This window comes from bacterium, assembly GCA_026416715.1.
GTDB lineage: Bacteria > UBP4 > UBA4092 > JAOAEQ01 > JAOAEQ01 > JAOAEQ01.
The window spans coordinates 21,882-37,871 of record JAOAEQ010000027.1 but is presented as its reverse complement, the minus strand read 5'-3'; the positions used below and the strand labels follow the sequence as shown (position 1 = coordinate 37,871).

The window sequence follows — 15,990 nt, the reverse complement described above, 5'->3', positions numbered from 1 at the left end:
CGATTAGTCTATGTCAATCCGGCAGATGAACTGCGCATCGTCATCACACCGGACAAGAAGACGTACCGACCAGGCGAAGAAGCGACCGTGCAATTTTTCGTTCAGGATAAGACCGGACATCCGGTTCTCGCAGCGTTAGGTATCTCAATTGTGGATGAAGCGGTGTTCGCATTGCAGGATATGCAGCCGGGATTAGAGAAGGTATATTTCACGCTCGAAAAAGAGATTATGAAACCGCGATATGAAATTCACGGGTATTCGCTCGAAGAACTGGTTAAGCATCCGCAACCGCCAGTGATTCCACTCGAACAAAATACAAAAGCGGATTGGACTCCACTCCAGCAGGAAGCAGCAACAGTTCTGCTCGCATCCGCACCGGAACCGCAACCGTTTACGCTCGCGATTAATACTTTCGATCAAAAAGAACTGAAGTATCGGGAACAAATCCAGAAACGACTCGATAAAGATTATCAGCATATTTGGAAAGGAATCCAAGCGTATTATAATAAACATAGCGAATATCCGACGAGGGAGCAAGGAATTGAAATCCTGATTAAAGAAGGATTCCTGCGGGAGACGGATTTAATAGATCCGTGGGGCGTGAGGTATAAAGCGGAACCGTGTAGTTGCGGCAGATTCCATAGTTTTAGGTTGCTTTCCGCAGGACCGGATACGGTCTGGAATACTGCTGATGATGTTACATCGCCTGCAGGTTGGGATCAGTTCGGCGAAGGTGTAGCCCGACAGGCAGTGCGCAGGTTCTTAAATGCTAGGAATGGATTTTTAGGCGATTTAGCGGCACATCCTGAACCAATGCCAATTGTAGCAATGAAAATGGCGGAAGAGCGAGGTATTGCAAAAGGCGAAGTTGGTATCGCTGGAAGTCAGCCGAAAGAAGAAATTCGGTTGCGAATGTTTTTCCCGGAAACATTATATTTCAACCCGGCATTTATCACCGATGCTACCGGAAAAGGAACACTCAAACTTACAATAGCAGATTCGATTACTTCTTGGCGGATGACCACGCTCGGTTCCGCATTAAACGGTAGAATGGGTAGTACGAGTTCACCGTTGCGGGTATTTCAGGATTTCTTTATAGATATTGATTTCCCGGTAGCATTAACGCAAAATGATGAAATTAGTGTTCCGGTAGCGGTGTATAACTATCTGCCAGGCGCACAAACCGTTCGATTAGAATTGATGCCGGAACCGTGGTTTGAGTTGAAAGATGAAAAAATCAAAACGGTTAAACTCGAAAAAGATGAAGTCCGTGCGGTATATTATTCAATTAAGGTTAAAGAAATCGGTTACCATAAGTTCACGGTCTATGCCTATGGCAGCAAGTTAAGCGATGCGATTCAGCGGATGATTGCAGTCGTACCGGATGGGAAAGAATATCAGGTGAGTATTAGTGACCGGTTGAGTAAAGATATCGAAAAGGAAATTACTATTCCCCAGGAAGCAATTGAGAAGGCCAGTAAACTGCAGGTGAAAGTATATCCAGGAATATTCAGTCAAATTGTTGAAGGATTAGCGAGTATGCTGCGGATGCCATTCGGTTGTTTCGAACAGACGTCATCGGTAACCTATCCGAATATTCTAGTGCTTGATTATCTGAAAACCACAAAACAGGTTACTCCGGAAATCCAAATGAAAGCAGAAGGGTTCATCAATGCCGGATACCAGCGGTTGTTGAGTTATGAAGTGCAAGGCGGCGGATTCGAATGGTTTGGGAACGCGCCGGCGAACAAAATTCTGACCGCATGGGGTGTTATGGAGTTCAGCGATATGTCGAAAGTGTTCAACGTTGACCCGGCGATAATCAGCCGGACGCAGTCGTGGTTAATTCACCAGCAGAATCAGGACGGCTCCTGGACACCGGATAAATCATATCTTCACGCAGAAAGCTGGGGTAAGATTCAGAATAGCAATCTTTTGGTTACCGCATATATCACCTGGGCATTATTGGCAACGGATATGAAATCGAAAGAGATAGAGAAAGCGGTCGAGTATTTACTGCAACATAGCAAAGAAGCTAACGATATCTATACGCAAGCGTTACTAGCGAATGCGCTAGTCTGCTGGAAGAAGGATGACTCGCGAACGCTCGGCCTGCTGGATAAAATTGTTGCGCAGAAAATTGAACAAGATGGCAAAGTGCATTGGTCGAGTAACGTTGAGACGGTAACATTCTCACGCGGAGATAGCGCGGATATCGAATCAACCGCATTGATTGCGATTGCGTTAATGAACGCCGGTCGGTATCCGGATGTTACCGGGAAAGCGCTGAACTATATCATTAGCAAAAAAGATGCGAACGGGAACTGGAATTCGACTCAGGCAACAATTCTCTGCTTGAAAGCGCTGTTAATGTCGTTACAGGGATTGACTGAAAAAGTGAATGCAACAGTGCAGGTAATCGTTAACGGAAAAGAAGTTTCTGCGTTTGAAATCACGCCGGCAAACTGCGATGTGATGCGGCAGGTAGATTTGAAAGAACCGCTGGTTAAAAGAGGCAAAAATACCGTTGTCTTAAAGTTTCAAGGGCAGGGGAGCATGTTGTATCAGATTGTTGGAACCTATTATCGTCCGTGGAGATTGGAGATTCCAGAACATGAACTGCTGGATATCTCCGTAACCTACGATAAAACCCAGTTGCAGAAAGACGATATTATCACCGCAAGGATCGAGGTTAAAAATAACCGGCCAACAGGTACTGCAAATATGGTTATCGTCGATTTAGGTATCCCGCCGGGATTTGATGTGTTAACACCGGATTTGCATGAGTTGGTTACTAAAGATGTTATCAAAAAGTATAATCTCACCGGTCGGCAAATAATTGTTTACTTGGATAAAGTTGAAGCTGGAAAACCGATTACGTTCAAGTATCGGTTGCAAGCGAAATATCCGATTCGGGCGAAAACCCCGCAATCGAAAGTGTATGAATATTATAATCCGCAAGTAGCAAGTCTATCCCAGCCGATTGAACTAGTGGTGAAATAATGCAAGCAGGGAGTAGTGCAGACTGTTAGCTTGTATACAGCGTCTACCTTGCAGCGAACATGAAAAAGAAAGAACCTTACAAGAAATACATCCACGGTTGCTATGACCAATCTATCTCATTCTTCAGCAACGATTGACATTACCTCCGATTAATCTGATAACATTTACCTACCTTGACATTATTATATCCAAAAATTAACGAAATGATATTCTTCAACCTTAAACAATAAGGAAAAGGAAGCTACAATTCTTGTTGAAATACAAAGATGTATCATATAATTATATTTTATGAATAGAGTTAGTGTTGAATCGCAAACTGCAAAATGTGCTCTGGAAACTATTGAACAGTTACTCGCCGAGCCACTTCAGCAAGTTACTAGCCAAATTCAGCGCACGATTGTTTCAGATTACGCTTTGGTCAACCAATCCGCAGCCCATTTATTTAACGCTGGCGGGAAACGTATTCGCCCGATATTATTATTACTCACATCCGGATTAACCGGCGGGATTAAACCGGAAAGCATCGAACTTGCCGCTGCGCTTGAAATAATTCATACCGCAACGTTAATCCATGACGATATCGTTGATGAATCTCCGTTCCGTCGTGGGCAACCTTCTGTAAATGGAAAATGGGGAAATCAGGTAGCGGTATTAGTTGGCGATTATCTCTATGCAAAAGCGTCTACACTAGCGGTACAAAATGGAATCCAGCGATATGCGCGAATGTTAGCGGAAGCGACCACGGAAATGTGTCTTGGCGAAATTCGTCAGATTGAACAGGAAGGGAATTTCGAAATACCTGAATCGGAATATCTCCAGATTATCCGCCGGAAAACCGGAATATTGATGTCGGTAAGCGCTGAACTTGGTGGCATCGTCAATGATATTCCGAAAGAGGAATCGGCACGGTTAAAAGAATTCGGGTTAAAATTAGGCATAGTTTTCCAGATGATTGACGATACACTCGATTTCACCGCAAATCTCTCTAGATTAGGCAAACCAACCAACCACGATTTCTATCAGGGGAAAATAACCTTACCGTTGATTCATCTCCGAGATACCTTAGAACCGCAGGCACGCGCGCGACTTCTCTCATTAGCTGACCGCACAATAACTGAATCAGATATCATTTGGTTGAATAAAATGATTGACCAGCATCATTCAGTTGAATATGTTCGCAATTATGCAAGGAATCTGGTTGATGAAGCGAACGAACTTCTGCTCGGGTTTCCGGAATCGGTATATAAAACCGCTTTGTTGAGGTTAGGAGAATATATTATTCATCGCGATAAATGAACAGCTGAGTTTCATGGATAACCATACAATCCTTCCGTTACAGCAACCATCGTCACATATTGTTTCTCGGTTTCTCCATTTCTGGGGCTCGATAAAAGTTACCCTCAGTTTATTTGGATTAGTTATCATTGCGTCTATCCTTGGAACTTTAATCCCGCAAAAAGAATTCGCACAATTCTATATCCAGCACTACGGTATGCCGATATATCACTTGTTTCGGATAACCGGCATTATTGATGTTTATGGTAGCTGGTGGTTTATTACGGTATTAACGCTACTCGGGTTAGCGACTACAGTTTGCGCATATAATCGCTATATGGCATTACAACGGTCTGAACGCGCCTCGCAGGAAATGATTATTCCCGAACATATAGTTAACAATCCGAACACTGCGGTGCGATTAGAATCAAACTTAGAATCTTCTGCGATTGTAACCAAACTCGGTATGCTCTTGAAAACCGCTGGATATCATGTGAAAACTCGAACTGACCGCGAACGAACCTATCTTTTTGGCGAAAAAGGATTACTAAACCGCTGGGGCAATTTCCTTCTGCATATCAGTATCGTGATAATTTTGCTCGGCGCAATTATCGGCAGGTTCGGATTCAGGTTTCCACTGACCGTTGCGGAAGGTGAAATGGTTACCGTGCCGATGCCAGTTCCGCTATGGCTCAACTCGTTACGCAAAAAAGTGCATTCTACTTTGAACCAGAAAGTACAATTGAAACTGTATCTGCGGAAATTTGAAGTTGAAACCTATCCAAATTCGCAGCTGCCGAAAGAGTTTCGCAGTTATGTTACGCTCTATAACAACGACCAACCGGAAGTAGAAGCAATCATTCGCGTGAATCATCCGTTAACCTACCGGGGGATAACGTTTTATCAGAATAGTTATGGTACGACCGCAACCGTTAAAAGTTTAATCCTGAAACTCTGCGACCGGCAAACGAATAACGAAATTAAAACTGTTGAACTCGAAATCGGGCAATCGGTTCAAATACCGGAACATAACATGCAAATTAAACTAGCGAAATTCTATCCGGATTTTTCATTCGATTTAGCGACAAAAGAAGCGGTCAGTAAATCGAATCAATTGAACAATCCTGCGGCGTTAATTGAAGAATATACCGATACGAAATTAGTCGGCACGACTTGGGTTTTCGTTCGATTCCCAGAATTTCACTATTCCGGAAAAACCAGATTTAATTACGAAATCACCGATGCAAATATAGCGCTAAATTCATATTCGGTTTTGCAGGTGGTTAAAGACCCGGGCGTGCCGTTAATTTACCTTGGATTTAGCGGATTAATTCTCGGATTGATGTTAACCTTATTTATTGACCATCGTCGGGTATGGATTCTCCTCCAGAAAACCGATTCCGGAAGTATCATTCAGTTAGCTGGCACATCGAACCGGAACACGAAACAGCTACGAGTCGAATTGGAGAAATTCGCGAACCAAATTGAATCATATAGTCGGTAAATTCAGGCGTGGAAATATTTTGTCCTCTTCACCGCAGAGATCGCCGAGTTCGCTGAGGTTCTTCTAGGTTAGCCCTGCAAAGTGCGATTGAATTTAGCCCAGCATGTAATGCTAGGAATCAGGTCGAGAAAAAACGACCTAGTCCCGTTCGGGACGCATGAATGAACAAGAATCTTTCACCGCAGAGTTCGCAGGGTTCGCCGAAGTTCTACTTGGTAATAAACCGAACTAATCCCATTTTTTCAGCGGGAATTGTTTGGCGTTAAGATTTATGAATGAATATTTTATTTAATGGAGGAATTCAACTATGAGTTATCCATTTTTCATCGTCAGTTTTATTTTTTATCTCATCGCATCGTTCGGCTATGTTATACTATTGGCGAAAGACAGCAAACTCGCTACGCGAACAGTATTAACCCTGTTTATTTTCGGGCTGGTGATTCATACTGTTGGGTTAGTTATGCGGACGATTGAATCTGGTCATGCGCCGTTTGCGAATTTATACGAATCGTTACTCTTTTTCGCTTGGGTGATTGCGTTTGAGTTCGTTTGCGTAGAAATCTTTCGCCCGACGAAAAGTCTTGGAATTATTATTGCGCCGTTAACCGCAGTATGTTCAGCGCTCGCTATCGGTTTACCGAGCCGATATCGTGTAGCGGAACCGTTACTGCCAGCGTTGCAGAGCAAATGGCTGGAAGTCCATGTAGTAACCGCATTTTTAGCCTATGCGTCGTTTGCGTTAGCGTTCGGCACAGGGTGCTTGTTTTTACTGCAGGCGCATTGGTTCCGAAAAGGAAAAACCAATGGATTCTACTCGCGATTTCAGGATATGGAATCGTTAGATACGCATACTTATTGGTTAATAGCGTTCGGGTTCGTTCTACTTGCGGTTGGAATTATTACCGGAGCGGTCTGGGCGAATGTCGCTTGGGGTTCATATTGGAGTTGGGATCCGAAAGAAACCTGGTCGCTGATAACTTGGCTGATTTATGCGGGATATTTGCATGCGCGGTTGATTATCGGCTGGCGCGGCAGAAAAGCGGCGTGGGTTTCGGTATTTGGCTTCTTAGCAGTATTATTCTGTTATCTCGGCGTGAACGTTCTCCTTCCCGGATTACATAGTTACGGTTCACTGCAGAAATAAATAGTGTATCCATACGGAACAGTAATATTATTCCGAAAATATTTTTGAGATGGAGTGGAGTAGGATTAAGGCTATACGCTATTGGCTTAACCCTGCTACTACGGATTTTTCGTCTTTCAGGAGAATCATTTATCCTAGATTGTATCCATTTTGGAACAATATGGTCATAGGGCAGTGTTTCTTTTCGGGATATCAATCCTTTGAGCATAGGAAGCACCTGCAGGAAAACTTTGTTCCTAACTTTTATTTGATAATTCGATTAGACATTTATAATTTCAAAATAACGATAATAAAATCTTTAGAAATATTTTAAAAAATTTATTTTGGATAAGTTAGTGGTTCATCTTGCAGAAAACCAAAATGAGATATAAAATAAAAAAATAAAATTATTTGAAATTTGTATAATTAGTTATAGATATGCTTGAGATAAATAAAACTGCTGCAGTCAAATATAGAATAGATACAAAATTCATAGAAGAAAAAACTGATAGTAAGAAAAACATTGAAATTTTAGGTAATGATTTAACTTTTTTAAGTGTTCGTGAATTTGAAAGGACAAAACATGTTCATCGTTTACATCCTTATCTTGGTAAATTTATACCTCAGTTAGTCGAAGTTTTTTTGAAGAAGTATTTCAAAAAAGGCGATATCATTCTCGACCCATTTTCCGGCTCAGGAACCACCTTAATCGAAGCGAACGTTCTAGGGATAAATGCGATTGGAATTGAACTTTCACCTTTTAACTGTTTAATTCAAGAAGTCAAAACTAAACAATATAATATTCATGAAGTTGAATGGGAAATTAACGATGCATTAAAGCGACTGAAAATATTTAGTGCCGGGTTAAAGGATAATTATCAGCAGTTATTTGAAACACATACCGAACGAATTGAAACCGCTAGTCAATACTTAAAAGAATGGTTTTCAGAGAGAGCATTGCAGGAAATTTTGTTCTATAGAAATATCATTAAGGAATATAAAAATCAAGATGTCTTAAAAATCATTTTATCTCGTTCCGCACGTTCCGCGAGATTAATCCCACATTACGACCTTGCACGACCCCAGAAACCAGTACGTGAAACCTATTGGTGTATAAAACATAAAAGATATTGCGAACCAATACAAGAGGCATTAAAATTTATCAATCGCTATAGTTTTGATACCATAAAACGGATAAAAGAATTTGATAAACTTCGAACCAATGCGTTTATTAAAATCATTCAAGGAGATGCACGAACAGTAAAATTACCTGCCAATCAAAAAATAGATGGGATTTTTACTTCTCCGCCGTATGTCGGGATTATCGATTACCATGAACAACATCGGTATGCCTATGAGTTATTTGATTTTCCGAGACAAGATGAATTAGAAATTGGTCCCGCTGCAAAACGACAAAATGGAACAGCAATCAAGGAATATACACAAGGAATAATAGAAGTTTTTAAGAATGTTTCTCAATATCTCAAAAACGAAGCGCCGGTATTCATTGTCGCTAATGATAAATTTAATCTATATCCAGAAATCGGTCTGCACTGTGGATTTAAATTCGTTGACGTTTTTCGTCGACCGGTCTTGATGAGAACTGAGAGAGATGCGAATAAATATTTCGAATCAATATTCTATTTCGTGAAAGAATCAAACCGATGAGTATTGTTAGGGAGCAACGGCAAGTAATTGAATCGCATTTAATAGAAAAAATAAGAAGAAAATTGCGCGATTATTCTCCTGAAACTCAATCGATGCCGTTTCATTTTCGGTTACTCGGTAGAGATCGAATGGCGTTATATTCATTTATTCATTCGGTAAATACAATGCTCGGTCAATCTATTTTTGAGAAAGTAGCTGAAATTATTGCTCGGTCAAATTTTGAACGAGCGGAAGCGCAATATAGATTTGAAGGATACCTAAGTAGTAATGCAGTTTTAGAAATAGATAGGATAATGTCTAATTTAAGAAGTGCTGCACGCCAAGCAAGTGAATCCTCTGAGAATAATAGAATTCGGTCTGTTGCTAATCAAGGAACACTTGGAAATTTGCGGAGAACAAGAGCTGACCTTTTTGTTATGCAAAACAATACTGAGTATTATTTTGAAATCAAAACGGTTAAACCCAATATTGATGTTTTTACAAGAACTAAAGAGAAACTTTTGCAATGGAAAGCAATGAGATATAGTATTGACCGGAATATCAGAGTAAGAACATATATTTGCATACCGTACAATCCGGAGGAACCGAATCCATATAGTCGTTGGACGTTACAGGGACTATATGACCTAGAAAACGAGGTCCTGGTTGCCGAAGAATTTTGGAATTTTCTCGGTGGTGAAGGAACTTATGAAGATTTACTCGATATTTTTGAACAAACAGGTATGGAATTAAGGACTGAAATAGATGAAAGACTCGCAGAATTCTAATCGATTATAATATTTAAAACTTTCACATAGGTCTCTTTCTCAAAGAAAAACAGCCGTTCATATGACATAAATTCTTCATGTAAAGTTTAATTTGTCTATGCGTAAAGCACCATTACGCTAAAACTACATTGGGTAAGAACTGAACTTTTTATCAATCGAAGCTGTACAAAACGAAGTTTGACGATATTAATAGATGAATCAAAGTTCCTGCCGCAGGAAATGTTTGATTGTGGGTTGCAGAGGGATTTGGCAGGCAAGTTAAACAATCGGGATTGTTTCTCCTACCGGCGGAATAAGAACGTTCGGTATCCCCATAGTTTTAATCGCAGCAACGAGTGGTTCCGCCTGGTCGGAATTGCCGTGGATAACAAAAACCTGTTTCGGTTTCTTCTGAAAATTGTTAATAAACGCAATTAAATCGTTCTGGTCAGCATGGGCAGAAAAACTATTGAGTTTTTTTACCTGCGCTTTTAACGCATATTCTTCACCGAAAATTCGTACCACCGGCATTTTGTCAACAATCCGTTTCCCGAGCGTTCCGTCTGCCATAAACCCAATGATCAGAATGAGGTTCCGTTCATCGCCGATATTGTTCCGTAAATGATGCAGAATCCGTCCACCTTCGCACATCCCAGAAGATGAAATGATAATACAAGGGCTGGTAATGTTATTTAATTTTTTCGATTCTTCTACGTCTCGGACATATTTCAATTTGCCGAATCCGAACGGATCTTCTTTCTTTTCGATATATTCGAGCGTTTGCTCATCTAAACATTCCGGATGGAGTCGGAATATTTCCGTCGCATTGATTGCCAGCGGACTATCAACATAAATCGGAATTAACGGGATTTTGCCTTGCTCCGTCAGTTGATGCAAAATATAGATAAACTCCTGCGTTCGTTCAACGGCAAACGCCGGTACAATAATTTTCCCACCACGATGCACAGTTTCATTAATCAGCGCAGCGAGTTTTTCGGCAGCGGTTTCCAGCGGGTCGTGGAGTCGGTTCCCGTAGGTGCTTTCGATAATCAGGACATCCGCTGACTCTATCGGGTAGGGGTCTTTCAAAATCGGCAGGTTTTTCCGACCTAAATCGCCAGTGAAAACAAGTTTCCGCTTTTTCAACCGTTTACGAAGTTCGATTTCTAACATTGCGGAACCGAGAATATGTCCGGCGTCTCGATAGGTTACGTGTATATCATCCGTAATCTGAATCGGTTGGTCATACATCACCCCTCGAAATGATCGCAAACTCGATACCGCATCCGCTACCGTATATAGCGGTTCGAGCCGTTCCGAATTTTTGAGTTTGCCATTTTTCTTTTTCTGTTCATTTAGCCAGTTGACGTGTTCAATATCTTTCTCCTGTAGATGCGCACTATCTCGCAACATTATAGAACATAAATCGCGAGACGCAAACGTCGTATAAATTCCGCCGGAAAATCCTTTTTTCACCAAAGTCGGAATATTTCCGCTGTGGTCAATATGCGCGTGGGATAAAAGCATCGCGTTGATTGTTACCGGGTCAAACGGCAGATTCCGATTTTTTAAGTTACTCTCTGCGCGATGTCCTTGAAATAACCCGCATTCACAAAGCACAGTCGTTCCGTCATTGGTTATGACAAACATCGATCCGGTTACCGTCCGCACTGCACCGTAAAACGTTAATTCCATACAAAAAAATAATTATTTTTTTTTGATATTGTATCTTTACAAAATACGTAATACAATTTACACTAATTGCAATATTTTCTGCAAGGGAAAAATATTTTTTAACGGTATATTCCTGTAAAGACAATATAACTCCATTCTCTCCGATAAGAAATGAGTTTGTTCATATTAGATATTACTTAGCGTTTTGGTGTCTTTATAGGAAAAATATTTTATGCTTAAAATCGGGATAATCGGATTACCGCAGGTTGGGAAAACCACTTTGTTTAATGTTCTCTCTGGTCAGCACGTCCATACCGGTATCCATAGGGCAGAATCGCATCTCGGCATTATTTCAGTTCCAGATCCGCGATTAGATAAACTCGGTGAGATGTTCCCGCCACGGAAAGTTATCCATGCGCAAGTTGAATTCGTTGATGTCGGCGGACTCGGTATCAAACCGGGTAAATACGCTAGCGCTGAAGAAGCGCAACTCGTTGCGTTACGGAACACCGATGCGTTAGTGCATCTTGTTCGGCTATTTGAGAATCCGAATGTGCCACATACCGCTGAAACCCTCGACCCGGTTCGGGATATCGACCAAATTCATACTGAACTGCTGTTTATCGACTTAGAAATCATCGAACGGCGCCTGCAGAAAATCGAGCCGGGATTAGCGAAATTGCCCAAACTAGAGCAGGTCGAAAAAACGAAAGAAATTCACCTGCTGCATCATTTGAAAAATGCGTTAGAACATGGTCAATTTATCAATCAGCTCTCGTTATCTGAAGATGAACAGAAAGCGATTCGCGGATATTGCTTTTTAACTGCGAAACCGCTATTTCTAGTAGCGAATATTGATGAACATCAGCTTGGCGAACCGCCGAATCAACTACAGCATCAATTCCAGCAGTATGCTGCAGAAAAGAATTTTAAATGGCTGGAAGTTTGCGCGAATACCGAAATGGAATTGATGTCAATGCCGAAAAATGAAGCGCAAGAGTTTATGCACGAGTTAGGGATACAATCGTTAGTGCGCGACCGGGTGATAGTGACAGCGTATCAGGTGTGCAACGTAATATCGTTTTTCACCATCGGTAAAGATGAGGTTAAAGCGTGGACGATTAAACAGGGGACAAACGCGGTTCATGCTGCGGGTGCGATTCATACCGATTTCGAAAAAGGGTTTATTAAAGCGGAAGTTATCCATTATAATGATTTGATTTCCGCTGGGTCTATGGCGGAAGCGAAACATAAAGGACTTGTTCGACTTGAAGGAAAAGACTATATCGTTCACGACGGAGATATAATCCAGTTTCGATTCCAAGTATAGAGAAAGCAAGAAGTATGAAGTCAGAAGTCAGATTATTCATACTTCTTACTTCTTGTTTTAGTTGACTACTAAATCGCAGGGTTAATTCAATTGATGATACTTCCCTTATCAACAATGTTCTTTATTTTGTTTTTTTCTATAGTTTTCCTTGGATTTGCTGAAACAACGGAACCTCCACCAGTTGAACAGGTTACCTCGTTCATTTATCTCGACCGATTAAATGTTTTATTTTATATAGTCGCGTTTCTGTTTCTATTTTTGTTTTTATTACGTCGCGCCCGAAAAGGGAAACCGCTGTTCTTCCGCCAGATAGCCGGACTGAAAGCGTTAGATGAAGCTATCGGCAGAGCGACTGAAATGGGGAAACCGGTGCTATATGTTCCTGGGATAGATGATATCGATGAAATCCAGACATTAGCGAGTTTGAATATTCTACCGTATGTCGCGGAAAAAACTGCACAGTTTGAAATCCCACTGATTGTTACTACCCGAACTTCTGTAGTGCTATCCGTTGCTGAAGATATTGTTCGACAGTCATATATCATTGCCGGGAAACTGGAATATTTTAACCGCAATAACTTGCGGTTTCTTACTGATGACCAGTTCGCATTCACTGCTGCGGTGTGCGGGATTATGCTCCGCGAAAAACCGGCAACGAATATCTATATGGGTAGTTTTTATTCCGAATCGTTAGTCTTAGCCGAGACCGGATTCGCCAGCGGGTCGATTCAAATCGCCGGAACAGCCTCAATTGCACAGTTACCATTTTTTATAGCTGCCTGTGATTATACTATCATTGGCGAAGAGTATTATGCAGCGTCAGCATATTTATCTAAAGAACCGTCGCTACTTGCTGGAATTAAAGCAGCGGATGCTTTGAAACTATGTATGCTAGTGGTTTTAATCATCAGTATTTTTGTAGCGATACTTAATCCGCAACTGCTAGATTATATTATTCTGATATTTTAGGTTTTTGAACCTCGATATGTTGCTTCGGGGTTAAGTCGAAGTTGTTCAATAGCGATGGAGCGAATATGGTTATAGTAGTTTCACCGCAGAGCGCACAGAGGTTTTCCGGTTATTCTGGGTTGAAACCCAGCAGGGCTGGTGTTGATTCATGCCCCGAGTTAAAACTCGGGCTATGTAGACCGATCAGTCGTCCCTGACGGGACTAGTGCGGTGTGGTGGTGGTTCATTGCGACCCAGCTATAAATGGCTGGGCTAACCTCAATCATCCTTTCGGGATTAACCAGAAGCAATCTCAGTACCGCAGAGAGCGCAGAGTTGTTCTTGGTAATAGACCGAGCTAATATATGAAACGAAAAATCGTATTTTTCATAACCTTCTTTGTCGGTATTTTTATGACCGCAAAATTCTTTTTAAAAATACCGATTGTAGAAGGGATAGCAAATGAACTTGAACAATGGTGTTTGGTTATTGCGGCTTTTGCTATTTTGCTAGGAATTGTTAACCTATTCCGATTAAATCTCCTGACTATCATTCGGCGCCGACCGGATTGGCAATATAAAGTCGTTATGCTTATTGCATTTGTAATAACGGTTATCTCCGGGTTGGTGCTGTTTGCTGTCCAAGGTGATATTTCCGGTAAGAATGTCTTTAATTTCATTTTTATGAACGTTTTGTTACCGCTAGGGTCAACGATGTATGCATTATTAGCGTTTTATATTGCTTCTGCTGCATTTCGTGCGTTCCGTGCAAAAAATATTGAAGCAACGTTGATGTTATCAGCGGCGATTCTGGTGATGCTTGGTCGTGTACCTATAGGAATGGCGATTTCTGGTCTATTCCCACAATTAGCGAACTGGATTATGACAGTTCCGAATGCTGCGGGACAACGTGGGATAATTATGGGTGCAACGATCGGAGTTATTGCGGTCGGATTAAAAACTATTCTTGGCATTGAACGGTCATATTTACGTGGAGAGTGACAAGATAGAACGTAGGATTAAGTACGAAATCAGAACGAAATTCAAAGATATATGAGTCTAGATTATCAAAAGTTATATCAGAAAATCCTTACCCTTGATAGACGCTGGATATTTCTATTAATCTTGGTTATAGCATTGATATTCTATAAAGTAACCATACCGATGCCAATTAAGGTGACTCCGCAAACGCAAAGTTTTTATGATTCAATAGAACAACTAAAAGCTGGCGATGTAGTGCATATTACTGCGGATTATACCGTGAGCGTGGTTCCGGAACTATATCCGATGCATAAAGCGGTGGTTCGTCGTCTGCTTGAAAAAGATGTTAAAATCATTGTTTCAACGCTCTGGATCGAAGGTGTGCCGTTAATCGATAAAGCATTTGATGAAGTTTGTGCTGAGCTGGAAAAAGAAGGGAAAATAAAAGTATATGGGGTAGATTATGTTAATCTCGGATATAAGTCCGGGAGTGATGTGGTTATGACGCGACTGGGAACATCTTTTGCGGAAACATATCCGGTTGATGTTAAAAGCACACCGGTTGAGAAAATCCCGTTGATGAGACAGGTTAAAAATTTCGATGATATTGCGTTAATGGTCAATTTTTCCGTAGGGCATCCGGGGATTCGTGAATGGTTACAACAGGTGCAACGGCGGTATAACGTTAAAATGCTTTGCGGTGCTACCGGGATCATGTCCCCTGATCTGTATTCTTTCTATCAATCAGGCCAGTTGAAAGGGTTATTAGCTGGACTAATCGGCGCAGCGGAATATGAAACTTTGCTTAACCGACACGGTATGGCTCATGCCGGATTAACAGTTCAATCGGCTATTCACCTCTGCATTATTTTGTTGATTCTTATCGGTAACATTGCGTTCTTTTTACAAAAAGCGACTCGGAGGAAGAAATAATGGTCGATATCATCGGCGGATTTCTCACGGTTTTCTTCACCTTGGCGATAATGAGTTTTCTCTATCGTGATAATCCGATATATAAACTCGCAGAACATATTTACGTTGGCGTTGCTGCAGGATATGGTTTTGTAACCATTCTAGTATATACGATAAAACCGAATTTCTGGGATTGTGTTGCCCCGTTATTTACTGCTGCGCCGGGCGGACAATGGATTCGGATCGGTGCAGGAATCTTTGGCATATTATTTTTAATGCGGTTGAATAAGAAAACATTTTGGCTCTCAACTTATCCGCTAGCGATTATGGTTGGGACTTTTGCCGCGTTACGTATGACCGGACTTGCTAATAGCGATTTGGTAGGCCAATTACACGGAACAATCGACTGCCTGAAATTAAATGGGTTGTCTCTGTTTGAATGGGGGAAACCGGCGGTGATTAATAATCTGCTGATATTTATCGGCGTGATTTGCGTGTTAAGTTACTTTTTCTTTTCTTTGGAACATCGGGGAGTACTTAACGTTACTGGGAAAATCGGGATTTATTTTCTGATGATAACCTTCGGTTCTTCTTACGGCTATACCGTTATGGCACGAACATCGGTTTTTATCGGTCGAGTTAGCACGCTCTATTCATATAACACAGCCCAATACGCTTACGCAACAATTTTCTGTGCTCTCCTCATCGTTGCGGTTATCTATATTTCGCATAGATTAGAAATAACCCGCAAAAAAATACAGTAGACAGAAATCAGAAAAAATAATTCAAAAAATCCTGTATTCTGTCTACTGTTTTGTGGCTATGAT

12 protein-coding genes are annotated in these 15,990 nt (G+C 41.2%); 11 read left to right on the top strand and 1 reads right to left on the bottom strand.

Going from position 1 to position 15,990, the window contains the following annotated elements:
• From N3A72_10830 to N3A72_10805, 6 genes are all read left to right on the top strand, one after another.
• A partial coding sequence (locus N3A72_10830) for a type II secretion system protein GspG (protein MCX7920076.1) occupies window positions 1-3,003 on the top strand: 3,003 nt, incomplete at its 5' end.
• A 288-nt stretch (window positions 3,004-3,291) separates the two neighbouring features.
• Window positions 3,292-4,299, top strand: a complete 1,008-nt coding sequence (locus N3A72_10825) for a polyprenyl synthetase family protein (GenBank protein MCX7920075.1) — start codon at window positions 3,292-3,294, stop codon at window positions 4,297-4,299.
• Window positions 4,300-4,312: 13 nt separating this feature from the next.
• Window positions 4,313-5,782, top strand: coding sequence for a cytochrome c biogenesis protein ResB (locus tag N3A72_10820; GenBank protein ID MCX7920074.1), 1,470 nt, complete (start codon window positions 4,313-4,315; stop codon window positions 5,780-5,782).
• 307 nt (window positions 5,783-6,089) lie between these two features.
• Entirely contained in the window at window positions 6,090-6,926 is an 837-nt protein-coding gene (ccsB, locus tag N3A72_10815) for a c-type cytochrome biogenesis protein CcsB (protein ID MCX7920073.1), read from the top strand.
• A gap of 417 nt (window positions 6,927-7,343) precedes the next feature.
• Complete coding sequence (locus N3A72_10810; GenBank protein ID MCX7920072.1) at window positions 7,344-8,573, top strand: site-specific DNA-methyltransferase; 1,230 nt, start codon at window positions 7,344-7,346, stop codon at window positions 8,571-8,573.
• Entirely contained in the window at window positions 8,570-9,340 is a 771-nt protein-coding gene (locus N3A72_10805; protein MCX7920071.1) for a TdeIII family type II restriction endonuclease, read from the top strand. The genes N3A72_10810 and N3A72_10805 overlap by 4 nt, the downstream gene beginning before the upstream one ends.
• A gap of 258 nt (window positions 9,341-9,598) precedes the next feature.
• Here N3A72_10805 and N3A72_10800 read toward each other — a convergent pair whose 3' ends face one another.
• Entirely contained in the window at window positions 9,599-11,014 is a 1,416-nt protein-coding gene (locus N3A72_10800) for an MBL fold metallo-hydrolase (protein MCX7920070.1), read from the bottom strand.
• 211 nt (window positions 11,015-11,225) lie between these two features.
• On the opposite strand from N3A72_10800, the gene ychF reads away from it, so the two are divergent.
• The 5 genes from ychF (at window position 11,226) to N3A72_10775 (ending at window position 15,927) form a co-directional block, all read left to right on the top strand.
• The gene (ychF, locus tag N3A72_10795; protein ID MCX7920069.1) at window positions 11,226-12,323 is read left to right on the top strand and encodes a redox-regulated ATPase YchF; all 1,098 of its coding nucleotides are present in this window, start codon (window positions 11,226-11,228) and stop codon (window positions 12,321-12,323) included.
• A gap of 114 nt (window positions 12,324-12,437) precedes the next feature.
• Window positions 12,438-13,292 (top strand): hypothetical protein, encoded by an 855-nt coding sequence (locus N3A72_10790; GenBank protein MCX7920068.1) that lies wholly within the window; start codon window positions 12,438-12,440, stop codon window positions 13,290-13,292.
• 344 nt (window positions 13,293-13,636) lie between these two features.
• Entirely contained in the window at window positions 13,637-14,272 is a 636-nt protein-coding gene (locus N3A72_10785; protein ID MCX7920067.1) for a hypothetical protein, read from the top strand.
• Between the two features lie 51 nt (window positions 14,273-14,323).
• Entirely contained in the window at window positions 14,324-15,184 is an 861-nt protein-coding gene (locus N3A72_10780) for a hypothetical protein (protein ID MCX7920066.1), read from the top strand.
• On the top strand, window positions 15,184-15,927 hold the full coding sequence (locus N3A72_10775; GenBank protein MCX7920065.1) for a hypothetical protein: 744 nt from the start codon (window positions 15,184-15,186) through the stop codon (window positions 15,925-15,927). The genes N3A72_10780 and N3A72_10775 overlap by 1 nt, the downstream gene beginning before the upstream one ends.
• Window positions 15,928-15,990: the final 63 nt, after the last annotated feature.